This window comes from Aquiflexum gelatinilyticum (assembly GCF_024741135.1).
In the GTDB taxonomy this organism is placed as follows: Bacteria; Bacteroidota; Bacteroidia; order Cytophagales; family Cyclobacteriaceae; genus Cognataquiflexum; species Cognataquiflexum gelatinilyticum.
This window is the reverse complement of the sequence record NZ_JANSUY010000006.1, coordinates 12,773-36,913: the sequence shown is the minus strand read 5'-3', so window position 1 is coordinate 36,913 and position 24,141 is coordinate 12,773. Positions and strand designations below refer to the sequence as shown.

19 protein-coding genes are annotated in these 24,141 nt (G+C 40.0%); 17 read left to right on the top strand and 2 right to left on the bottom strand.

Annotated elements, in window-relative coordinates; all coding sequences use genetic code 11:
- Nucleotides 1-142: 142 nt before the first annotated feature.
- Together NU887_RS10280 and NU887_RS10275 are read right to left on the bottom strand one after the other, a co-directional pair.
- Nucleotides 143-1,876, bottom strand: a complete 1,734-nt coding sequence (locus NU887_RS10280) for a hypothetical protein (RefSeq protein WP_258423278.1) — start codon at nt 1,874-1,876, stop codon at nt 143-145.
- A gap of 582 nt (nt 1,877-2,458) precedes the next feature.
- Nucleotides 2,459-6,556, bottom strand: coding sequence for a hybrid sensor histidine kinase/response regulator transcription factor (locus NU887_RS10275; protein WP_258423277.1), 4,098 nt, complete (start codon nt 6,554-6,556; stop codon nt 2,459-2,461).
- A 537-nt stretch (nt 6,557-7,093) separates the two neighbouring features.
- Between NU887_RS10275 and NU887_RS10270 the strand changes: the two genes are divergently transcribed.
- The 17 genes from NU887_RS10270 (at nt 7,094) to NU887_RS10190 (ending at nt 23,964) form a co-directional block, all read left to right on the top strand.
- A complete protein-coding gene (locus NU887_RS10270; RefSeq protein WP_258423276.1) occupies nt 7,094-8,407 on the top strand; it encodes an APC family permease in 1,314 nt (437 codons plus the stop codon).
- A 495-nt stretch (nt 8,408-8,902) separates the two neighbouring features.
- Nucleotides 8,903-10,156 carry a LamG-like jellyroll fold domain-containing protein gene (locus tag NU887_RS10265; protein ID WP_258423275.1) on the top strand — a complete coding sequence of 418 codons (1,254 nt, stop codon included), beginning with the start codon at nt 8,903-8,905 and terminating at the stop codon, nt 10,154-10,156.
- 258 nt (nt 10,157-10,414) lie between these two features.
- On the top strand, nt 10,415-11,470 hold the full coding sequence (locus NU887_RS10260; RefSeq protein WP_258423274.1) for an Lcl C-terminal domain-containing protein: 1,056 nt from the start codon (nt 10,415-10,417) through the stop codon (nt 11,468-11,470).
- 477 nt (nt 11,471-11,947) lie between these two features.
- Complete coding sequence (locus NU887_RS10255; protein WP_258423273.1) at nt 11,948-12,856, top strand: hypothetical protein; 909 nt, start codon at nt 11,948-11,950, stop codon at nt 12,854-12,856.
- Nucleotides 12,857-13,375: 519 nt separating this feature from the next.
- On the top strand, nt 13,376-15,022 hold the full coding sequence (locus tag NU887_RS10250; RefSeq protein WP_258423272.1) for an arylsulfatase: 1,647 nt from the start codon (nt 13,376-13,378) through the stop codon (nt 15,020-15,022).
- 15 nt (nt 15,023-15,037) lie between these two features.
- Nucleotides 15,038-15,475, top strand: coding sequence for a nuclear transport factor 2 family protein (locus tag NU887_RS10245; RefSeq protein WP_258423271.1), 438 nt, complete (start codon nt 15,038-15,040; stop codon nt 15,473-15,475).
- A gap of 4 nt (nt 15,476-15,479) precedes the next feature.
- Entirely contained in the window at nt 15,480-16,253 is a 774-nt protein-coding gene (locus NU887_RS10240; RefSeq protein WP_258423270.1) for a hypothetical protein, read from the top strand.
- A gap of 3 nt (nt 16,254-16,256) precedes the next feature.
- Complete coding sequence (locus NU887_RS10235) at nt 16,257-17,033, top strand: hypothetical protein (RefSeq protein WP_258423269.1); 777 nt, start codon at nt 16,257-16,259, stop codon at nt 17,031-17,033.
- A 2-nt stretch (nt 17,034-17,035) separates the two neighbouring features.
- On the top strand, nt 17,036-17,797 hold the full coding sequence (locus NU887_RS10230) for a hypothetical protein (protein WP_258423268.1): 762 nt from the start codon (nt 17,036-17,038) through the stop codon (nt 17,795-17,797).
- Nucleotides 17,798-17,828: 31 nt separating this feature from the next.
- Complete coding sequence (locus tag NU887_RS10225; RefSeq protein WP_258423267.1) at nt 17,829-18,596, top strand: hypothetical protein; 768 nt, start codon at nt 17,829-17,831, stop codon at nt 18,594-18,596.
- An 8-nt stretch (nt 18,597-18,604) separates the two neighbouring features.
- Nucleotides 18,605-19,363: a DUF6090 family protein gene (locus NU887_RS10220; protein ID WP_258423266.1), complete on the top strand. Its 759-nt coding sequence runs from the start codon at nt 18,605-18,607 to the stop codon at nt 19,361-19,363.
- Nucleotides 19,360-20,121, top strand: coding sequence for a DUF6090 family protein (locus NU887_RS10215; protein WP_258423265.1), 762 nt, complete (start codon nt 19,360-19,362; stop codon nt 20,119-20,121). Before NU887_RS10220 ends, NU887_RS10215 begins: the two co-directional genes overlap by 4 nt.
- A 2-nt stretch (nt 20,122-20,123) precedes the next feature.
- Complete coding sequence (locus tag NU887_RS10210; RefSeq protein ID WP_258423264.1) at nt 20,124-20,855, top strand: DUF6090 family protein; 732 nt, start codon at nt 20,124-20,126, stop codon at nt 20,853-20,855.
- Nucleotides 20,852-21,631 carry a DUF6090 family protein gene (locus tag NU887_RS10205; protein WP_258423263.1) on the top strand — a complete coding sequence of 260 codons (780 nt, stop codon included), beginning with the start codon at nt 20,852-20,854 and terminating at the stop codon, nt 21,629-21,631. Before NU887_RS10210 ends, NU887_RS10205 begins: the two co-directional genes overlap by 4 nt.
- Nucleotides 21,628-22,371, top strand: coding sequence for a DUF6090 family protein (locus tag NU887_RS10200; protein ID WP_258423262.1), 744 nt, complete (start codon nt 21,628-21,630; stop codon nt 22,369-22,371). The genes NU887_RS10205 and NU887_RS10200 overlap by 4 nt, the downstream gene beginning before the upstream one ends.
- A gap of 90 nt (nt 22,372-22,461) precedes the next feature.
- Entirely contained in the window at nt 22,462-23,184 is a 723-nt protein-coding gene (locus tag NU887_RS10195; RefSeq protein WP_258423261.1) for a hypothetical protein, read from the top strand.
- A 27-nt stretch (nt 23,185-23,211) separates the two neighbouring features.
- Complete coding sequence (locus NU887_RS10190) at nt 23,212-23,964, top strand: DUF6090 family protein (RefSeq protein ID WP_258423260.1); 753 nt, start codon at nt 23,212-23,214, stop codon at nt 23,962-23,964.
- Nucleotides 23,965-24,141: the final 177 nt, after the last annotated feature.

Sequence of the window (24,141 nt, the reverse complement as noted above, 5' to 3'; positions counted from 1 at the left end):
CAGGACAGCTTATAGCGGTTGGAAAGATCAAGTGGAATAAAAAACTCCCCCTTTTCGCAATGGAAAAGGAGGAGTTGGTCGCTTGAAATGGTTAAAAAAATGAAAATCGTTTACTTATGGTTTTCTATTGTCGAAAAGAAACTCAATTTTTTGAGATGCGGTAAATCACATTCTTGCCGCCACCCGAAACATAGATATCACCGGTTTGGCCGACTGCTACACCGTCAAATAACCAAGTTGGAGGGAAACCATCCAGACCAAATGCAGGTGCACTCAGTTTGAGACCATCTGCAATTTTGCTGACAGTTCCTGTTATCAGATCAATTCGTGATAGCTTGGAAGCTCCTGATTCAACAACAAACAAACCGCCTTCTTTATCCCAAGCCAAACCTTCCGGATTCATTAATCCAGTCGCTATTGGAAAAGGTGTGCTTGGCGTATCGCCGTTAAATCCTACCTGCCAAACAATGCCTGTACCCCAGTCAGCTACCCATAACGTGTTGCCGTCAGTAGCCAGACCACTTGGCGCAAATACATTGACACCGTCTATCGGAAGTATCATCGACTTGTCACTTGCCCGGACCACTCCGCCAAGTCCAAGATCAGACACTGCAATGTCATTTTTAAACCGGATGGCATCTATCGGAGCACCCATCGGGAAAGTTTCAAGAACTTTGTCAGTTTGAGGGTTCCATATTTGCACAACCGCTCCAAACCAAGAAGATACGATCAGATTTTCTCCATCTGCTGAAAGTGTAAATGGCGTTGTCAGATTACCGGCACCATTGAGTAAATCACCTTTAAATGCATTGGTTTCTTTGCCGGTGAGGCCATCCAATTGATGCAGGCGATAAACGCTCGGAACATATAATGCATCTTTTTTATTTACCCCAGGTAATACCGCTAAGCCCATTGGGGAGGTTATACCCCCACGACTAATAGTGCGGGGCTGTCCACTGGGAAGAATTTCTACTATTGTACCAAAATCATTATTAGAAATAAATAGATTGCCATTTGAGTCAAAGGCCAGGTTGTCAAGTCCTGCTTGAATTTTTATGAAAAGTGTTTTTTCGCCAGTTGATGGGTTTACTTTGAATACTTCACCTGTTTGATCCACTACATGCAGGATTCCTTTGGAATCAAACTTTGCAGCAGCAGGAACTGTGAAGCCTCCTGCCACGAATTCTGCGGTACCATCTGCAAAAGGATTGGTTGAGGGTGGGGTTCCTGGCCCACCTACATTTACCCTGATCACTGAACCTCCTGCAAAGAGAGGTCCGTACAATTTCCCATCTGGACCGAAATCGAATCCATTCAAAAAACCAAGTGGGAATGGATTCAATGGCGGTGATGCAACAATAATCGGTCTAGGTGGTGCTTTAAGTTCTGGATCCACCTCATAAAGTCCATCACCTAGAAAGCAAAGTCCTACAAACATACGCCCATCATCTGAGAAAGTAATGGGATTTACCCCCGGGGCTACAAACTGTTTTGTCAAAGTTCCATCAGGAGCTATTCGGCCAACCTCTCCGATAAAAAGATCAGTCCAATAAAGCGATCCGTCAGGGCCAAATACCAAATCATCAGGAACAATCACCCCGTCTTCATGACAAATCCTTTTGATGATCTTGCCGTTTTGTTTGTTCATCACGATTATTTCCTGACCAAGAAACGAAGCAACATATAGATTGCCGTCCGGTCCAAAGTTGATGCCGTTGGAGCCTTTTAAGGCTGCACCTTTAGCAATCTCCTTAACTAGGTATTGGTTATCAACTTTCTTGGCATTGACACTTACTTCTTCCTCTAAATCGTAACAGGCAGTAAATGCTAAAAATGTGGCTAATAGTGCCACAAGGGAATACATTTTAGATTTCATTTTTTTTGGGGTTAAATGGTTAGAATTTTGAAAAGCAGATTTCATGTTTACTCTATACTTCGGTTTTTAAAAAGGCCTTTACTCCTTCTCTAATGGAGTCAACGAAAGCGCTTAATAAACATGAAACTAAGGTATGTTTGAGGAGATGATCGAACCGTAGTTATTGTTCCAAATGCTTTATATTTTGTTCCAAATCCATAAAAATGCCTTTTTTGACTGTTTTTTAAGCAATAAGAGATAATTTCATAAAAAGTTGAAGCCCCATCAGGTTTAAGGACAAGCCGTTAGACTTGGAAAAAAATCACCCTTTTTTAAAAAGCCTTGGTTCAAACTGAGAATAAAAAAACCATTGCCGATTTCACGCCAATGGATTTTTGTATTACCCGATCTATGTTTTTATTGAATCTAAGGTAAGTACATGCCTAAAACATTGGATTACCTATTGATTCATAAGCTTTAGACTTTGTTCCAATTCTTGCGAAAAGCTTATTTTGCCTTTTTCTTAAGCCGAAAAGAAATCCGTTAAAAGTTGTATCCTAAGAACAGCTTTGAAAAATCGGTTCTTTTATTTAGAATAAAGAATTACCCTTTTCTAAAAAAGCTCGGTGCTTCTCCAAATTCCTTGGTAAACTCCTGGGTAAAATGGCTGGGATTGCCATACCCGACCGCGTAGCCGATTTCTGAAATATTCAAGGCAGGATTCTGCAAAAGCTTCTTTGCTTCCTGCATCCTGATCGTCCGAATGACTTGGGAGGTGGATTTGTTGGTCAGCGCCTTAAGTTTGCGATGTAATTGAGTTCGGCTAACCGCCAGTTCCTTGCATAGCTCCCCAATGCCAAACTCCTCACTTTCCAAATTTGCATCTACAATTGACCGGAGCTTTTTTAGGAAAGCATCCTCTTGTATTTCCGCCGGTGTTTCTGCAATCCCTTCTGGGCTCAGTGTTGCATAACGTGCCGTCAACCTTTGCCTCAATTCAATCAATTTCCGGAGCCTTACTTCAAGCTCCTTCTTTTCGAAGGGCTTAGAAAGGTAGGCATCTGCGCCTCTTTCCAATCCTTCCAATCGTGATTCCAGATCTGCTTTGGCAGTAAGCAGGATGATGGGAATATGACTGGTCCGTTCATCTTTTTTTAGCCTTTCGACGACTTCGTAGCCGTCCTTCTCAGGCATCATTACGTCACTGACGATAATGTCCGGAATCAATTCTATGGCGAGTTGGATTCCATGGAGGCCATTTCTTGCTTTTTGAATTCTGTATTTGCCTTGGAGGCAGAGTTCCAGGTAGCTCAATACATCTTCATTGTCTTCTATCAGCAATGCCATCGGAAGGCTTTCATCGTAATCTTCTTCGATCCCTAAGCCCGCTGCTACCACCAAATCTTTGACATTTGTAAATGATTCTTGGGCAAATTCACCGGCATTTCCTTTTGGTGCCTCATTTTTTATGGGAAGTCTAAGTATAAATTCCGAACCTTTTTCCAATTGGCTATTGACTTCTATCGTACCGGACATCAGTTGCACCAGTTCTTTCGTAAGGGCCAAGCCAATCCCGGTCCCTTCTTCTGACCTGGTTGATGAATTGTCCACCTGATAAAAACGGTCAAAAATGTAGGGCAAATGCTCAGAGGAAATACCTTTGCCTGTGTCCTTCACTTTGATTTCCAAAAATTCCCCTAATTCTTTGGAGGTATTCTTTTCAATCTTGATGTAAATATTGCCTCCAGGTGGGGTGAATTTTACTGCATTTCCTACAAAATTGGAAAATATGGCCTGGATTTTCTCCGGATCAAAATCCATATATAATTCATCAAAACCCGGAAGTAAGTGCAATCTGATGTCTTTGGAATCGGCAAAGGAATGAAAGGATTCTGTCAGGTATTTTAAATAAGTCAGGATATTGTCATGGATCATTTTTGTGGTCAATCTACCTGACTGAAGTTTGGATAGATCCAGCATCTGATTGATCAGTCTCAGCAATTGCGCGCTGTTCCGTTTGATCATGGGCAGCCCGTCTTTCAAATTCTCTATTGAAGGTTGGGACAAAATATGGTCCGCAATACCCGAAATCACAGTTAATGGGGTGCGGAATTCGTGGGTCAAATTGGTGTAGATTTTGGTTTTGACCTGATCGAGGTCTTGGAGCCGGATGACTTCTGCTTGGGCAAGTTTTCTACGGAGTAAGAATCCATAAACCCAATACAGCATTAAAAACAGCAACAAAGCATAGGAAAGCCAAGCCCACCATTGGGTATACCATGGCGGCATCACGGTAATTGCTAAAGACCGCTGCCCAATATTTCCAAACCTGTTGGCTGATTTGATTTGAAATACATACTCTCCGGGAGGTAAATTATAATAATCTGCCACAAGTTCATTCCCGTTTTTCCAATTTTGATCATATTTGTCTAATTTGAAAAGGATGTTTTTTTCCGATTCTCCGGTCACAAAATCTATAATGCCAAATTCTATTGAGATGGTATTTTGGTTGTAGGAAAGATTGATGTGTTTGGTTTGTTGAAGCTGTAAGGGCAGGATTTTGTTAGTTCCTGGAATAAGTTCAGAATTAGAAAGAAAAAATCTGGTAAAATAAGGAATTGGTTGCGCCAAGTATTGGTCCGCGAGATCCTGAGGAAAGAAATGAAAATATCCGGAGGCATCCCCGGTAAAGATTTCAGCACTTTTGGAAATAAAAGTCCTGAATGAATTGAAATTATTCTCAGAGGTCTGTTTCCAGCTTTGTCCAAACAAGACGGCATCTCTCGTCTCAGGTTCCAGTTTAATAAACCCTATATCTGTATTCAACCACAAATACCCAGACTTATCTCCCACCATTCCTTTGACCAGCATCCTATCAGTGATCAAACCGGAGGCATCATAAAAAGGGACAAACTCTTCAGTGTTTTGATTCAACAAAAAAAGGCCTGAACGATGGGAATTTACCCAAATTCGTTGTTTGCTATCCTCAAAAATACTGAGGATAGCTGCTCCTGCTGAACTTAAGACCCTTTTGAAATCTCCTGAATCCGGTTGATAAAGATCAAGTCCTTTGTTTGTCGCTACCCAGATATTTCCCTTTGAATCTTGAAAAAGATCTGAAATAGAATTGCCACTGAGGGTTCTTAAATCATCCAGTTTATGTTTATGACGTTTGATTTTCCCCGACTTAATATTCAGGATATCAAGACCATTGTTGGTACCGATCCAAACAATTTCATCTTTTAGGGGTAGCACAGAAGTTGCCGCAATGGAGGATAGGCTTTCCTTGTCTTTCTCGTTAGGGCCGAGGAAAGTAGCGCTCATTGACTTTCTGTTAAAAAAGTAAAGTCCACCTAGCGTTGTCATCCATAAATTTTCTTGTTCATCAAAACCTAGGTCTGTAATGTATTTTGAGCCTATGTTACTTTTTACAAAAGAGAAAAAACTGGCGGTTCCTTCGTCCTGTTCTTTTCCATAGAGTCCATTTGTAGTCCCAATCCAAATTCCTTTATCTGATCCTTGTGCAAAAGTGATTACTCTGGGGCCGGTTTCGGTATGATCATAATGGTTTTGAAGTGTTGAAACTTGAAATAAAACCTGATTTTCCGTCTGTGGTTCCCATCCGGCAATCCAAAGAAGCCCGTCCTTTGTCTTCAGCATTGTCCAAAAGTCATTCTTCTCCAAATGATGTGACCCTATTCCGGAAGTTCCAAAAAATTCCATGGTTTTCAATTTTGGATTGTATCTGTTGATTCCTCCGCCATAGGTTCCGATCCAAATGCAACCTTGGAAATCTTCATTGATAAATGTGATATGATCTAAAGCATAAATGGCTTTGGGATTGACGGGCGGACGGGAGAGCGCATTTGGGTTATTGGGATCGTTTAGCATCCGTCGGAAGGTACCTTGATGACGATCCATAATATGGAGTCCGTCTCCGTCTGTACCTACGTAAAAATTACCTTGGCTGTCTTCAAAAATGGCCCTGACATTATTTCCAATAAGTGATTGCTGGTCTTTTGGATCATGCCTGTAATGGGTGATCAAGCCTGACTTTCTTTCAAATTGGTACAATCCTGCTGAAGGGTCATTATGTGGGCCAAAAGCATTTCCGGCACCTATCCAAATAGTACCTGTCCGATCCTCATAAATTACCCTGACTCCCGCATTTTTAAGCAAAATCCCAGCAGGAGAAGTATCTTCGATGGGCACAAATTCTCCCGTTTTTTGGTTTAAGGTGTCAATTCCTTTTCCTGTCCCTACCCAAAGTGTACCCGAGGGATCCTCTAAGAGCGCACTAATTTGATCATCAACAAGTGTTGAGGATACATTTGAATCGTGTTGGAAATGGGTGAAAGTCTCTGTGCCAGGATCAAAGCGGTCAAGTCCGTTTTGGGCACTGCCAATCCAGATGATACCTCCCTTGCCTGATGTTATGGTTTCAAGTCGATTTGAAAACAGGGAATTGGGGTTATTGGGATCAGTTTTGTAGAATTTTTTAGAGGAGCCATCGTATTTGATTAGTCCGTTGTAATTGTCGGCAAACCAGATAAAACCCTCCTCATCCTGACACATTCCTACCATATTGGTGAGGAATTGATCCAATGGATAAGGTATGGGAGTGATTTTGACTTCTTGACCTCTACATAAAAATGAAATATGAACAAAAATAAAAAAGAAGAAAAATTTTGGGTTAGGCATTGGTTTTCAGGTGATTTCTATTCACCAACTTAAATCATATTTAATTAAATTCCAATATCAAATTTTTACAATTCTAAAATGTTGATGAAGGAATGTTTTCTGCTTTGAAGTTCTAGGGATAGACAATTCTTGTTCGGAAAAAAATTCTACCCATTGGGGAAAAAATACATGCATTTCGTCCTTGTTCGGATGTCTGAAAAAGTTTAATTTTTTTACCTTTTCCACCAATGCATTTAAAATACATATTTTATTTCTTCACGCAATGATGCCCTTAAAAGCGTTAACCCAAAATAATTCAAGGTTGGAGACTGACATGTCCGGTACATCCCTGCCCGACGACAGACGGGGGGCTTTCGACTTCGGTCTTCCGTACGGACTGAAGTTGATTACCGGGTTTCTTGCAAAAAAGCATTTATCCCTTAAAATTTTTTCCAAAATCAACAAAACCCATTCTTTTCTCTGCCAAATTGTATCTACTGGATTTCTGATTAAATTGAAAAGATGAAAATCCGTATAAACTAAATTCTAGAAATTTTTATGAAAATTGCCCAAGAGGGATTAAAAAGAGAAGTTGGGGTGTGGGGGCTTTCGGCTAATATTGTCAATATCATCGTCGGGGCAGGGATTTTTGTTTTGCCGGCTATTGTTGCCGAGATCATGGGAACCCAAGCAGTGATTGCCTACCTGTTTTGCGGGTTTTTGATTGCATTGGTCATGTTGTGTTTTGCGGAGGCGGGGAGTAAGGTGACCCACTCCGGCGGGGGATATGCTTATATAGAGACAGCATTTGGGCCATATCCCGGTTTTTTGGCGGCCATATTTTTGTTGATGGGCAGTATATTCTCGGATGCAGCGGTGTCCAATGCCCTTGTGGAAATTTTGGGATTGGTATTTCCGGTCTTCAAAAATCAATATATCAGGGTTCTGACCCTGTTTGTGATTTTTGCAGGCTTGGCTACCCTAAATGTCGTCGGAGTCAAACAGGGCATCGGTTTGGTCAAAATCAATACTGTCGCCAAATTGATCCCGCTTCTGTTGTTGGTGACGATTGGATGGAAGGACGTCCAACTGGCCAATTTATATTGGGAATCAGCCCCGACCATCCAACAGTTTGGCGAGGCCTCATTGATTTTGTTTTTTGCTTTTCAGGGAGGAGATGCCGGACTGACGATAGGAGGGGAAATCAAAAATCCCCAAAAGACCGTTCCAAAAGCGATTTTCATCGGAATCTCCTTTGTGCTTTTGCTTTATATCCTGATCCAATTGGTTTCTCAGGGAGTGTTGGGCAATGAATTGACCAACTTCAAAGAAGCTCCTTTGGCCGAAACTGCCCGGATTGTCTTTGGTCCTGTTGGGTTTACCCTTCTTTTTGTCGGTGCTGGAATCTCGATGTTTGGGATGCTAAGCGGTCAGATTCTGAATTTACCGAGGGTGTTTTTCAGGTTGGCAGTGGATGGGGTGATCCCAATCGCAAAGCTGGCCTCTATCCACCATAAATTCAAAACCCCTTATGTTTCGATTTTGCTCTATGCAGGACTCGGTTTTACCATAGCTTCTTTGGGAGGATTTAGGCAATTGGCCGTCATCGCCTCCGCGAGTATTTTATTGGTGTATTTTGGGGTGTCCCTTTCTGTAATCAAACTTCGAAAAATAAAGCCTTCTGCTCCTTTAGAATTCAAAATTCCATTTGGATACACCGTCCCGATCCTTTCTGCATTGATCATCCTTTATTTTTTATCTAACCTTTCAGGTTTTGAAATATGGGGAACCTTGATATTTACAGGAATATTGTCAGCCATTTATTTTTTTATTCAATATTTTCAAAAGAAAAAACCTAACCAAAATGTCTAATTCTTTTATACATAGGTAATTTTTTCCAATAATAGGAACCGGAATTTCTTCTCCTATTTTTGGTTAATTCGAAGAGGCTACTTTCTTAAAAACAATGGGTATTTAATGTAAAAATTATAAGTGCTAAAGTTTAGGTGATATCGATTTTTGAGGATTGAAAATAAGAAACCCCAGTCTTGTTAGGTAGATTGTGAGACACCGATCCATTTTAAAATAATATGGAAGTAGTTTTTTATCACCTTACGGTTTTCGCATGCCGATAGCACTTACTCCCAAATTAAGTCCTTGGTGTCGATGTAATTTTTCGGTAAACCGCAAGCCGTAAAATCAAAGCTTAAAAAAAAATATAATAATATTTAGAAATTATTTTATAACCTTCTGATTTTCAATAAATAAATGACAAAAATCACCCTTGATATTGGATAAAATCATTACTTCTATTTACTTCGGAAAGTAGCTTTGGAAAGAATTTATTCACAATTAAACCCAAAAAAAATGGAAACTCAAAAACGGTTCAGCATCCAAAGCTACTGGGTAGTTTTGTTTGTATTTGGTTTGCTTTTTTCCTGCGAGCAATTAGATCCCATGGAAGAGCCTCTAGCAGTATTGGAAGAATTTCAAGACCTCTCCGGATTAGCACTTGAACCTGAAGATGATCCAATCAATGGTAGGTTAGTATACACTTCGGATTGTGAATCTGATTGTATAGAACCTGGAAGTGGAAATTATTTTGCCATAAAAGATTCGAAAAGCCAGAGCTCAGGAATCAATACAAAAAAAGTTTCCTACAAGGCATACAATACCGAGGATAAGTTTGTTGTAAAGGTAAAATATGAGGTTACCTCAGGGCCATCCCAAGCGAAAGCCTCCATTACGATCCAGATAAATGGGAAGAAAAAGGAGTTTAAAGCTGTTCCCTCAGGCTATACCGCAACCTTTGCCATACCGTTGGAAAATGGATGGGAGAAATGTGAGGAGGTTATATTTTCCATTGTCCAAAAAGGACTCGGGACTCCCATATCATTTTCAGAGGATTACAATCTGATACTTGTTTGTAAGAATATTGATAAAGGCCTGATTCTATGGAATAAATTGGGATCCATTGAGGAGGTCTTGAACAGTGAGGTAGGACCGGATCTTGCTTTTTTTGATGAAGACGATGGATTGAATATCTCAGCAAACAGAGCTTTTGTTCCTGGAAAAATTGGAAAAGGGATAACCATTGCACCTGGAGATTACTTCATAACCTCAAGAATACATAATTTGGTTTTGAACAACTTGAATTCGGTACTTAATCCTGATAGGGGCACTATTTCTGTTTGGTTCTACCAAAAAGAAACTCCGGTTGGCTATGAACATAATCCCTATAGAATTTTTGATGGTCCTTATGGATTAGAGGCTGGGATAGGATTGTCAAGTTTTGATGATAGTAATGAAGGGAAAACCAATGTGCTATTATTTGAACTTGGAAAAGAAGAGTCTTATGTTTCAATCAAATATGATGATTTTAATAAATTCAACGGTCAATGGGTGCATATCGCAGCAGTTTGGGATAGAGAAGGGATTTCTGGCTCAAATGAAACCATGCAACTATTCATCAATGGAACAAAAGTTGCGTCAACAACCAAAAATAATTGGAATTCAGGCTTTGGCGAAAGGGCTGATATAGCAGGGGCTAATGATTTTCCTGAAGGAAAATTCATTTTAGATGAAATTAAGATTTATAATGTAGCCAAAACCAATTTCTAAAAGTTTCTCATTCCGATCCCGAGGAAGCTCTTCTTCGGGATTTTACTTTGTAATTTTTTACTCACATTATCAATTTAAAGATGTTAGGATTAGAGACGGATTAACTGGAGTGAAATAAGCTATTTAATGTCATTTAATAAATTGGATATCAATAATTTAATGATAGAAATCACTATTTAGATTGTATAAAATCATTCTTGTTTATTTCCAATGAAAGTAGCTTTATAGAAATTTATTCACAATCAAACCCAAAAAAAAATGGAAACTCAAAAACGGTTCAGCATCCCAAACTACCTGATAGGTTTGTTTGCGTTTGGTTTGCTTTTTTCCTGTGAGCAATTAGCTCCGGTGGAAGAGCCTGGAGCTTTTTTGGAGGAATTTCAAGACATCTCCGGATTAGCACTTGAACAGGAAGATGACCCAATCAATGGCAGGTTAATTTATTCTTCAGATTGTGAATCTGATTGCATAGAATCCGGAAGTGGAAATTACTTTGCCATAAGGGATTCCAAAAGCCAAAGTTCCGGAATCAACACCAAAAAGGTTTCCTATAAGGCCTACAATACCGAGGACAAGTTTGTGGTAAAGGTTAAATATGAGATTACTTCTGGACCTTCGCAAGCAAAAGCCTCTATTGTGATCCAGATTAACGGAAAGAAAAAGGAGTTCAAGTCCGTTCCTTCGGGCTACACCGCCACTTTTTCTATCCCACTTGAGAAAGGATGGGAGAAATGTGATGAGATGACATTTTCTATTGTCCAAAAAGGGCTTGGGTCACCGATTTCATTTTCAGAGAATTACAATCTGATAGCTGTTTGTAAGGATTATGTTATCGGTCAGGAATATGGGGGAGGAATTATTGCCTACCTGCTAAAATCTGGTGACAGGGGTTTTGATCCAAATGTAGTCCATGGTTTGATTGTGGCAATGGAGGATCAGAGCAGTGGGATTGAATTTGATTTCAATTGTTGGAATGAGGGTGGCTCATATGCCTATTTTACCAGAATTGGTTTTGGGTTTGAAAACACCAATGTTGTTCTGAACAATTGTGCAGAAAGACCTATTGCTGTGTCAATTACCCGGAATTATGAAGGTGGTGGCTTTTCAGACTGGTTTTTACCAAGTTTGGAGGAGTTGAAACAATTGTATGTCAACAGAAAAGCAATTGGAGGTTTTGGGGATTCAGACTATTGGAGTTCGAGTACTTATGATGCCAAAAAAGAAACTGCCTGGTATGTTAATTTTAGCAATGGTGAAGAGAGCGTTGAATTCAGGAATGAAAGAAAGCGGGTAAGGGCTATTAGGGCTTTTTAGTATAATCAGATTTTTTTCAAAAATTAAGCCATCAAAAATTTTTTAGGTGGCTTTTAACTTTGAGTCGTAGCATCTTTGTTTGAGTTAACTAGTTTAACTACTGTTTCGGTCATCTTAATTTCCACAATCAGTGGGTAGGTATCATTTATCCCTGTTATGATCAATTTTTTTCAGCAAAACCTGCTCCCCGGAAAAGACAATGTAAGGAAGGGTCTGAAATATGTTTTATCAGGAATTTTTGAAATCACCTTGAAATTTGAAGGCAAATATTAATTAAAAGATTGGGTTTAAGACTCCAAACTTTCGAAAGGATTTTTCTTTTTAATCCCTCTGGAAATAAAACCCTAATGTTGGGGAAGAAATCCTATCATTTCATCCCAAACCAATGATTTCAGATGATTGATTTTTTTATCTTTTCCCATAGTCTTCGCTATTAAAAGACTATTTTATTATTTATAACCTTCATATTTAAAAACAATGAAAAAACTCATTTTACCTTTATTGGCTGTTTTAATCCTAGGTTCCTGTGGAATGGAAAGCATGACCGACACACAACCCAATCAAAACCTGGAAAACAATCTCCTGCTCAAAAATGGTTTTATAGCCCAAGAGGAAAGTTCTAGCCTGACGGACCTGAATTCGGCGAGAGTTCAAGTTACAGACCAATATACCATTTTAGGAACAATGTCTGAGGGACTTGCCACCGGATTTATACTGAACGAGAGTGTTCCTGCGGTTATCACAGCTTCAGGAGAGGTAGGATTTTACTTTGCAGGTCTTGGTGACCCGGCTACCCCAAATGGGCGTCCCGATGTGGGTTCCTCTAACGGTTTTCCGGTAGTTTCTCTTGTTGCGCGTGTTGGTGGAGGTGACCTTCAGTTTGTGGGAACAGGGCCTACACAGTTGACTGGAACTGGAGAAGTGGTTTTCTATGTCAATGATTCATTTTTTGGAGATAACTCCGGCTCTTGGAATATACAAATTGCCTATGAATGCTACCCTGGACCTGGATACTGGAAGACACATTCAGAGCTCGGCCCTGCCCAGTATGATAAGACGTGGGCCCTACTGTCAAACGGGGCGAGTACCTCGTTCTACCTCAGCGGTTCGACCTGGCTTCAAGTGTTCAACACGGCACCCGCGAGGAATGCCTACTACCAACTCGCGCACCATTTCATGGCGGCGAAGCTGAACGTGCTGAGCGGTGCCAATCCATCTGCGGTCTCAGCTGAACTCAACACGGCTGAGGCGCTGCTCAATACCTACACTCCTGCGCAGGTAGGCGCGTTATCCATGAAAAGCCCGGTCCGCACTCAAATGCTGACCCTCGCATCGAATCTCGACAATTACAACAACTCCCTCTCCTCTCCGGTATCCTGCAACTGATGCAGAAAGGCCCGAGATGACGGTACGCCAGACTATATATGAAACGGGGAACGCGAAGGCGCTCTCCGTTTTGCATTGGAATACCTAATTAAATTCAAACCTACCTTCCATAATGCGTTCACTTTGTGGTTTTTTAGGTGGAATAGGATATTATTTTTAAGTTTTTACCAACTCAGAAAGCCTTTCTGTTGCCAATGAGAAGTTAATTTTCAAAATCAAATACATACAAGTCCAAAATTCAACCATTTCAAATTTTACTTATCATATTGAATTCAGTTTTCTTGTAAAACCTCCTTCGGGAAATAAAATCCCCCATTGGGGAAGAATTTCATACGTTTCGTCCTCGATCTAGAGATTGGGTCCTTTTATTTATTTAAATTTTTAATTGATCTCGGTCACAGGAATTAGGATCAGTAGGCAATAAGGTCAAAATTAATAACAGGTTAAAATTTCGGTAATTTTGGTTAAGTTGACTTTAAATCATAATCCTTTACCAAGTTTGAAAATTTTAAATCAAGTATGAAAAATAAATTTAGGATAAACCTTTTATTGACACTTTTTGGATGTTCACTTTTTTCCTGCCAACAAGAAATTCACCAGACACAGCCCCCTAATATCCTTTTGATCGTCGCTGATGACTTGGCCTATGCGGATATGGGTTCGTTTGGAGGGGATATTTCTACTCCCAATTTGGACCAACTTGCCAAGGAAGGGATTCGATTTAACCGTTTTCATACGGGTCCATTATGTGCTGTAACCCGGGCAATGCTCCTTTCCGGTAATTATAACCACGTGGCGGGAATGGGTTCTCAGGGCCTAGTTACGGCTGTGCTCGGATACGAGGGACGGCTCAGCGACAGGATTATCCCAATTCCTGAACTTCTCCGGTCAGCAGGTTACCACACTTATATGGCAGGGAAATGGCATTTGGGAGGAATGAAAGGTGCAAATCCTGCTGACAAAGGCTTTGAAAAATCTTTTGTCATCCAAGAAGAGGGAGGGGCAAATCACTTTAGCGACAGGGGTATATTTCCGGATTTACCTACCACCACCTACACCGAAAATGGAAAAGTCGCCAATTGGCCGGAAGGTGCATATTCCACTGATTTTTATACAGACAAACTGATCGAATATATCAGTTCCAACCAAGGCGAGGGAAAGCCTTTTTTCGCATTTGCCGCTTATACTTCACCGCATTGGCCATTGCAAGTGGATTCAACCTACTGGAAAAAATATGAGGGAAGATATGATGCCGGTTACGAAGTCCTCCGCAAAGAGAGACTGGAATCCCTCAAAAAAGCAGGGATGATATCCCCAACCTCAGAACTCCCACCGCTTCATCCCCGGGTCAGACCTTGGGATTCTCTTTCTCCCGAGGAGCAAAAAAAGGAAGCCCGAAAGATGGAACTATATGCAGGCATGGTAGACAATTTGGATCAAAACATCGGAAGACTGATAGCCTATCTCAAAGAGATCGGGCAATATGAAAATACACTGATTGTCTTTATGTCCGATAATGGTGCAGCAGCTGAAGACTTCTATTATCATGACTATTACGGTCCCTATCTACAAGAAAATTATTCTGATGGATTTGAAGATATGGGTAAGGAAAACTCCTATATCTCTTACGGCCCACAATGGGCAGAGGCAGGATCCGCTCCATTTTTCTATTATAAAGGTTTCACTACAGAAGGGGGAATGATTGCCCCCTTGATCATTGCAGGCAATGGAGTAGAAGGCAAGGGAAGCATCAATCCTGCATTCCTCACGGTGATGGATCTCGCTCCGACATTTTATGAGTTGGCGGGGGTAAGCTATCCTGAAATCTGGCAAGGAAAAGCAAGAAAACCCTTGGGAGGGAGCTCCCTTTCCCCAATACTGACGGGAAAACAAGATCATGTCCATGATTCCAATTATGTTTTTGGTCTGGAACACCGGGGCAATGCGATGCTTAGGAAAGGAGATTGGAAGATTTTAAATACCAAAAGCCCATTAGAATTGAAAAATTTTGGGCTTTTCAATTTAGATTCTGACCTATCCGAACAGAAGGATCTGAAAGAATCCTATCCGGAAAAATACCAAGAGCTTCTACTTGAATGGGAGAAATATTCCAAAAAAGTTGGGGTAGTTACACCTACTCCAAAAGAAGGTGAGGGGCTAAACTGATGAATTATTAATACTATGAAAAAAACGATCCTTTCCCTGATAGGGATTTTTCTAGGGGCTTTCTCTTTTGCTCAGGAGGCTGAGATACCTCAGATTCTTGCAAAACGTGAAGCGTCTAATCAGGCCCTTCGCGCTTTTGACGAGGAGTTGAATGCGACTTTTTCCACAGAAGATTCATTTGTTACCACCGGAGCAGGTACACTGATCGCAGGTAAGGAAGCACTATCAGCTTACATCAAATCCCAATCAGGCCCGATAATGTATTGGATCCGGACTCCCGATGAAGTGTTGGTCAATTCTAAAACCAAATTGGCATGGGAAACAGGAACCTGGAAAGGATATTTAGAAGGTTCGGATGAGGCAGTAGTGGGAGGGAAGTACTCCGCTCAATGGACCAAAGCCTCTGGGACATGGTTGATCCATTCCCAATTGTTTGTCACACTGGAAAATTAAGCTGATGGAAGAAAACCAAGTCCCCAAAACTGAGAAAGACCTTTCCAACATAGAGGTGATCAGCTCCTTGAAAAAGAGAAACTGGAGTACTTACATCAAGGAATTCTTTATGCTTTTTCTGGCGGTTTTTTGTGGATTTCTTGCCGAAAACTATCGGGAAAGCAGGGTAGAAAAGCAACAGGAAAGACAGTTTATCCAATCCTATATTGAGGATTTAAAATCCGATACTGCTTCAATTAGACAAGTTCTTGAAATAGGCGAATTAAAGAAGTCCAAAATGGACTCGCTTATGCTGCTATTAAAAAATCAAACCATTCAAGGGCATGAAAATGAGTTGTATTTTTTTGGAAGAATACTTGTAAGAGGATTTAGTTTTCGAAGTAATGACCGCACCTTTTCTCAATTAAAAAACTCAGGATCTATACGATTGATCCGAAATGAACAGGTGACTGATAGCATTATGGCCTATCAGTTATTGGTAGATCAATTGGAAACAAATTACGAAGACGAGAAAATAGAACGTTACGAAGCACTGAATTATATCATTCAGATTTTTGACCCCTTTGTTTTCAACGAAATGGTCACAGAAACCGGTATCCGTAGAACTTCCGGCAATCCACCGCTCCGTTCCTATGACCCATCACTTCAGCAAGACTTAGCCCACTGGGCTCACCAATTAAAAGGAAGTGATTACATCATCTCTGCCAAGTTGAAAAGGCTCAATGAAAGTGCAATTGAGCTGATTGCTATGCTTACCAAAGAATATAACCTAGAGTAAAAAATGAAAGAAAATCAAGCCCTTATAAATGAGAAAGACCTTTCCAACAAAGAGGAAATTGACTCCCTGAAAAAGAAGAACTGGAAATCCTATTTCAAGGAATTCTTTATGCTTTTTTTGGCCGTATTCTGTGGATTTCTGGCAGAGAACTATCGGGAATCCCTAAGTGCACGAAACATTGAAAAGGAATATATCCTCTCTTTGATTGAAGACTTGAAAACGGACACGACAAATCTCAGTCTATACATCTCTTTCCGGAAAGAAAAAAGTGTACTCATGGATTCCTTGGCAGATATGATGTTATCTGATAACAGGAGCTTAATGGGAAATCAGATTTATTTTTTAGCCCGGCAGGTATTCAATGAACAGGCATTTATCTATTCCGATGGGACAATACAACAACTTAAAAATGCAGGAAACCTTCGGTTACTTCAAAAAAGAAACATCGTCAATGAATTGTTAACCTATGAAAAAAAGGTAAAGGTTTTGGAGGAATGGTATGAAAATGACAACCGCACCAAAACCACCTTCCGCGAAATGGGAGGGAGGGTTTTTCACTCCACGGAAATGAATGCTACCATGGATTCAGAAATGAAATCAGTTTTGCCAACTACCAATCCTCAATTGATCACAGATGATTTTGCCACCATCAATGAGATCGCTTTCCAAATTCATTACCTATCCAAGATGACTATGGGTAATAGCCTCAGGGCAGAATCTTTAAAGTCCGACGCAGCTCGCTTACTGGAATTGATTCATTCAGAATATAAACTCAACTGACCATGGAAAAGCAGCCTATAAACCAAGATCAGACTATTGAAGAGCGCAATCCAAATGAGCCAACCGTCTCTAAAAAGAGAAAATGGTCATCTTATTTCAAGGAGTTCTTTATGCTGTTTTTGGCTATTTCTCTTGGGTTTTTTGTAGAGAACCAAAGGGAAGCCTATGTTGAAAACAAAAGTGCCGAAGTCCTCGCGCAATCCATGTTGGAAGATCTGGAACGGGACAGAAAAGCCTTGCAGGAAGGCATCCGGTTTATGGAGGAGAAAGACCAAAACATGGATAAATTCCTCCGCATGCTTCGTGCTCCCGGTGAGGATTGGGATACGGTGGCTTTTTACAAAAGTATGACGATGGTTTTCTCAACCTTTCCTTTTTCCCCGACAGATGGTACTTATTCCCAGATGAAATCCTCGGGTACCCTTCGCTATTTTGATCAGAGGCTGGTCAATAAAATGAATGCTTATGACAATCAGTTGAAGAAAACAATTTTCCGGGATGAACTTGTGGAAAAGGGAGAATGGGAATTGGTCCCTATTGCAGCCACACTGATCAATTTTGAGGTCACAGGTGAATTGCGGTTCAATAAGCCCATTACCAAAGAGACCTACATCAAGATCCGGGACCAAGACACCTTGGATTTATTTATCAATAAGGTAGTCACCGTCCGGACCATGATGGGACGATCCCTTCAGGAATATAGGGCACAGCTGCTACTCAGTGAAGACCTGATCAAGGAGATTAAAAAGAAATACGATTCATAAAAAAAATTGAACTGAAAATCAAAAAAGACCTATGATCTCTTTCTTCCGCAAAATCCGCCAAAAACTCCTCGCCGAAAACCGGGTGACACGCTATCTGATCTATGCCATTGGTGAAATCGCCTTAGTCATGGTTGGAATCCTTTTGGCACTCCAAGTGAATAACTGGAATGAACAACGCAAAATCCGTATCGCTGAACAAAGCATACTCCAAAACCTTCGGACTGAACTCATTTTGAACATTCAAAATCTTCAAACCAATATTTCCTACCATGAGCTTGCTCATACCTGTAGTTTCGAGCTTTTAACTCTTTTTGGAACAGATATATCCACTATCCCTACCATTAGACTGGACACCCTGCTTTTCAATTCCGAAACGGTGTACACGTTTGAAGTCAGAAATGGTTATATCAAATCAATTATCTCCTCGGGTAATTTGGATTACATTCAAAATGAAGAATTGAAATCCATGTTGACTTCCTTTGAAGGCGAAGTAGTCGATGGATTGGAGGAATTTGATGTGGTTAAAAGCCTAATAATCAATAGGCTTTGGCCTGCCATAGATGGTAAAATCAGTTCCTCTAATCGAATCTTGGCAGATGGTGAGTACAAAGATTTTCCTAAAGGATCTTACACCTCCGATTACCATTGGTTTTTTGAGAATAGGCTTATTGAAGATATCTTAAGCAATGTGGATTCCTGGAGAATTGACGGGATAAATGATGAAAAAGCTTTGTTGGTTTTTTTCAATGAACTCCTTCACATAATTGATCAAGAAATTAATTCAAATACAAAATCTTAGCTATTCAAATGATCTCCTTTTTTAGAAAAATCCGCCAAAAACTCCTTCAGCAAAATCGGGTGACCCGGTACCTGGTCTATGCTCTGGGAGAAATTGTACTTGTGGTCATCGGGATATTGATTGCTTTGAGCATCAATACCTGGAATGAAAATTTGAAAAACAAAAACAAAGAGAAATTGATCCTGCAAGACCTTCATCTGGAATTTCAAAAAAACAAAGAAAAACTTCAAGCCACGATTAAGCTACATCGGAATGTCCTGAACGGTACCAATGCGGCGCTGGCATTGATCAATGAACCGGAAGATGTTCTCGCAAAGCATAACCTGGACAGCCTTATTGCGATAAGTCTGGATTATGGGGATTTCAGTCCAAGTCAATCCGTCCTTGCTGATTTGATATCTTCAGGCAATCTCAACCTGATTTCCTCAGAATCGCTTCGCCTATTGATTTTTGACTGGGGAAGTGCCATCAAAGAAAAGGAGGAAAGCTACGAAACAATGGATGAGACTAGTCAAAACCTGTTTCTCCCCTACCTCACAAAAAATGCCTCGATGAAGAACATCGATCAGTATTCCCTCTTGGAGGGAACGGGAAAATCCAAACTAAACCCTCAATTACAAAAGTTGTTTAAGGACCTGGAATTTGAAAATCATTTGGACAATCAAGCCTGGGGAACTGTCAATTATCTCATTAAATTAGAGCGACTTGAGGCGCTCGGAGACCAAATCATTTTTTTGTCAGACCCTGATTTTGAACCCAAACCATGATAGTTTTCTTTAGAAAAATTCGCCAAAAACTCCTCTCCGAAAATAGGGTGACCCGATACTTGGTATATGCTATCGGAGAAATCTTCCTTGTTGTCATCGGGATTTTGATTGCTTTGCAAATCAATAATTGGAATGAGGAGAGAAAACAGAATCATTCGATTCGTTTGACTATCCAATCTTTAATTGAGGATTTCAAACAGGATACAATTCAATTAAAGGTTGATATTAAAGGAATTGAAGAAGATCTTGAAAGACTTGAGGGATTTAAGGATAGACTATCCCAACCGACTAGTACAATCGATACCTTAAGGCATATTGCCCGCTATGAATATATCCCTTTCTTTGATCCAAGCAATGAAATGAACAGGAATACGATAGTTTCAATTTTGAACACCGGAATTATCGAGTACTTTGATCACGGGCTAAAGGCAAAAATCCTTAAGTTTAACTCTGACCAACTTAAATCCATAAAAATTATGGATGAAAACGTTTCAATCTATTTGAATACACAATATTCATTTGGGCTTGGAATAGCTTCACAAAGTGGTAATCCCAATTCCATGCTGACCTCAATTACAATAGACGGACCCTTATCTGAACAATACTGGTCAACTATTGACGATAAGCAACTTCTCCAATCTATGCTCAACACTTTATCAGGGAAAATGGCAATGAACAAAATCCTTTTGTTTACAAAAAAAGATCTTTTTAACAATACAACGGAAATCCTCAATTACCTCCAAAAAATTAACCTTTGATCATGCTAAAATTTTTCCGCAAAATCCGCCAAAAACTCCTTTCCGAAAATAGGGTAACCCGATACTTGGTATATGCCATCGGAGAAATCTTTCTTGTTGTAATCGGAATTCTGATTGCCCTTCAAGTCAATAATTGGAATGAAGGGAGAAAAGAGAAGGCCAGAGAACGGGAATATTTATTATTCGCCTTGGAAAATATCAAAGCGGATTCCTTGAGCTTAGATAGCATCCTCTCCAGGACCAAAAAAATAATCGATGTTCATCAAAACTTGATAGATTATTCGGAAAATAAAATTTCCCAAGAAGCAGTAGGGAATCTGGATTTGGTTCGGTATTCAGAGCCTAATATTTTGATTCTGAAAAAAAACAATCCCAACCTTCCCAATGTAGTAAAAGAGCAAGAACTGAGGAAAGTACTTTTGGATCATTACTTAGCTATAGAATGGCTAGAATACACCATAATTAATCAAAATGATATAGTTGAAGACATGCTAAGACCATTTCTGGCGGAGAAAAAGCTCCTCAACTTTAGCAAGCACCTAGAAACTGATAGAAGTAAATTTGATTTAGTCAATGATGAAAGATTTTTTGAAGAATTTAAAAATGAGGAGCTCAGACAAATCCTATTTGAATCAGGAATTAAACTGAGAATCTTGAAAAATAACGCCGAAAGAGTTGTTGAAAAAAATGAAAATCTAAAGAAAGCTATCACCTCCTATCTCGATAAAATTTGATCTCCTTCTTCCGCAAAATCCGCCAAAAACTCCTCCAAGAGAACAAAGTCACAAGATACCTTGCTTATGCGATTGGGGAGATATTTCTTGTTGTTATCGGTATTCTGATTGCATTGCAGGTAAATAACTACCGGGAAGCACAGCAAACCAAAGCACGAGAGACGGCTTTTCTCCACGGTTTGCGGTCAGACCTCTTACTCAACCTCGATGAACTGCACCGTAGCATCGACCGCTACAGCAGGGCCGGAAGATCAGCCGGGGTGATGATCAGCTATTTTGAAGGTGCGCCTATTACCAATACGGATTCTCTAAATTTCCACACCATGGAAGTATTGTATTGGGATCCATTTATCCGAAATAACAGTACCCTCAGAGAAATGATCAGTTCGGGGAGCCTCGGCGTCCTATCGGATGACAGTTTGAAAAATGAACTGCTACGCATGGAACTCAGCTATGACAAAATCGACGGTGATCAGGAGCATATGCGCTACGACTACCAAGAATACCTTTATGGCCCATTCTTCCGAACCGGGGATGTGGGACAAGCCTACAAAGATTACATGTCCATATTGGATGGAGTGGAGCAAGCAACGGAAAATGCAAGAAACGCGGATGTTATTAAAGTATTGCTAAACGATCCAGCTTATAAAAATGGGTTTTTTCTTTGCCTCCTCAATGCCAAAGATTTGATCAGCAACTTGGAAGAATTGGTGATTTCCACACAGCGCTCACTGACAAGAATTGATACACAGCTAAACAAAACCGATACCCTATGATCAAATTCTTCAGAAAAATCCGGCAAAAACTCCTTCAGCAAAACAAGGTAGGCAGTTACCTCAAATACGCCATCGGAGAAATTTTCCTTTTGGTAATCGGAATTTTGATAGCACTACAAATAAACAATGCAAATGAGGCATACAAGGCGAGGCAATCTGAACGGGTAGTTTTAAACAACCTTGTACAGGATTTGCAAGCAGATTCCCTCTCATACCGTGAAAACCTGGCAAGCCTGGTCAAAATCAATGACCTACACCAAGCACTTTATGAAATCGGAGTCAAAGGAATGAACTCGGAAATTGAAAACCCCAACTTGATCAGGTTCATGATTTATTATAATCCAATCGCAATCAATAATGATCCTTCTATTGCCTCTAAAATAACCAGCGAAGCTATCAGGAAAGAGATTACCACATACGCCAGATACTTAAAGGATCTTGATGATGCTTATTTGCAATTCTCAGACTTGGTAGAAAAAAGAATCCGGGTTTATTTGGCTGACAAAAAAGTCCACCAATTATCGAATTGGTTTGATAACAAAGCCTTCAAAACCAAAGGAGAAATATCAATTGACTTTATTGACAACCCAGATTTAAGCCAGCTTTCCAAAACACCTGAATTCCAACAGTTGATTTTGGAAGCCTCCATCAAATCCAAAAACACAGAATTCAATTTAGAAACAGTCCTTATCCAAAACGAGAAACTAAAAGAACTGATCCAAAAAGAACTCAAACAATGAAATCGAGCATGAACCAAAGAGACACGCAAAGGGAAGACTATAATACATGCGAAGATTCCATGTGGCCTTTAAAAAACAAATTATAAACACATGAAACGAATCCTCTCCACCCTCAAAGAAAAATGGCCGGAATACTTTTTTGAGATCCTTGTGCTCATCATCGGTATTTATGGGGCTTTTGAATTGGCCAACTATGGGGAAAACAGGTCCAAAAGACAAGCGGAAATCGAAATCCTGAAAGGTTGTAAAACTGAATTGGTGACCGATCTGGCAGAAATCAATTTCAATATGAATGAACTCAGAAAAAGCCAGCAAGCATTAAACCTGATCATTGAAGTTTTGGAAAATGACGGATCTTACCACGATTCTCTGGCTTTCCACTTCAATTACACGCTCTTACCCATGCATTTTGTGCACTCCACCAGCTCCTTCGAAACCGCTAAATCCAGGGGATTGGATATCATCTCAAACACCGATATCCGCAGTAAGCTGATCGCTGTCTATGATTCCCAATATGATTTTTTCCTAAAAGCGGAGTCAGAAGAATTGGCTGAAGTGCAATACAATATGAGACATATCCTGCCGGGTAGATTTGAATCAGGATGGAATTATTCGGGCAAACATTCTTTTGAAGGAAAAATGGTTCCTTTGGACTTTGAATCCCTCAAAACTGATCAGGATTATAGCTACTTTATCAAAACCCAAAGAAACCGAACCCATTCCTATATCGGCTTCTTTTATGAAAATCTAAGAAAATCGGTGGAGTCAATGATTCAAGATTTAGAGGTGGAATTAAAAAGAATCGACAGATAACACCAACACTAAACCCCTGCCAATAAAATGATCTCATTTTTCCGAAAAATCCGCCAAAAGCTGCTCTCTCAAAATCGGGTAACCCGATACCTGGTCTATGCTTTGGGCGAAATCTTCCTGGTTACTATCGGTATTCTCATCGCCCTTCAAATCAATACCTGGAATGAGAGTCGGAAAGAAAAAAACTATCTACTCAAAGTTTATACACAAATAAGGCAGGACTTACAGGCAGATACGCTCAATTTGCGGCTTTCCATAGAGGATTTGGAAGCAAAAAATGCAAGGATTACTGAAATTATTGAGCGCACTATTCCAGTTACCTATTATGATACACTTAACGAATCCAATTATGCAGCTTGTGATAAGTGCGTCAGTGACATTACTAATCTTGAACCCTTTCAATATTTGGACAAAGGCTATCAATTATTGAAAACTGTCAATACTGCTCAAAACTTCAAAGAGGATTCGCTTTCCAACGCCATCACCCAGTTTTATTCAAACTATCTCCCTCAAGTTGACGAATCACAAACCTTACTCATTGACCTTTCCAAAAACATATTGGCGGAATACCAGCAATATGACTGGTTTATCAGCTATGCGAATTTTGGCAGGAAAACTTATAACAAGGAATTTATTTTATACATTTTTGAAAACGAAAAACACCGCAGAGCATGTGCGCACTATATGATTTTTTCCAAGTTCGGACTTAGAATTTTAAGGGAGTATAGAGAAAATTCCATTCAGATTCTCCAATTAATTGATCAAAAATTAGCCGAATAAAATGATCTTACTCTTCCGAAACCTGCCTGCCGGTTAGGAATCTGGCAAAAACTCCTCTTCGAAAGATGCATCTGCGCTTTTTTATTTTCTGGAATTTTAATTCCGATTTCGTTCAGGAAATTTTCCCGATGGAAGGATACAAGGAACTTCTTTTTAAACTTCCTTCAAGCCGGTTCA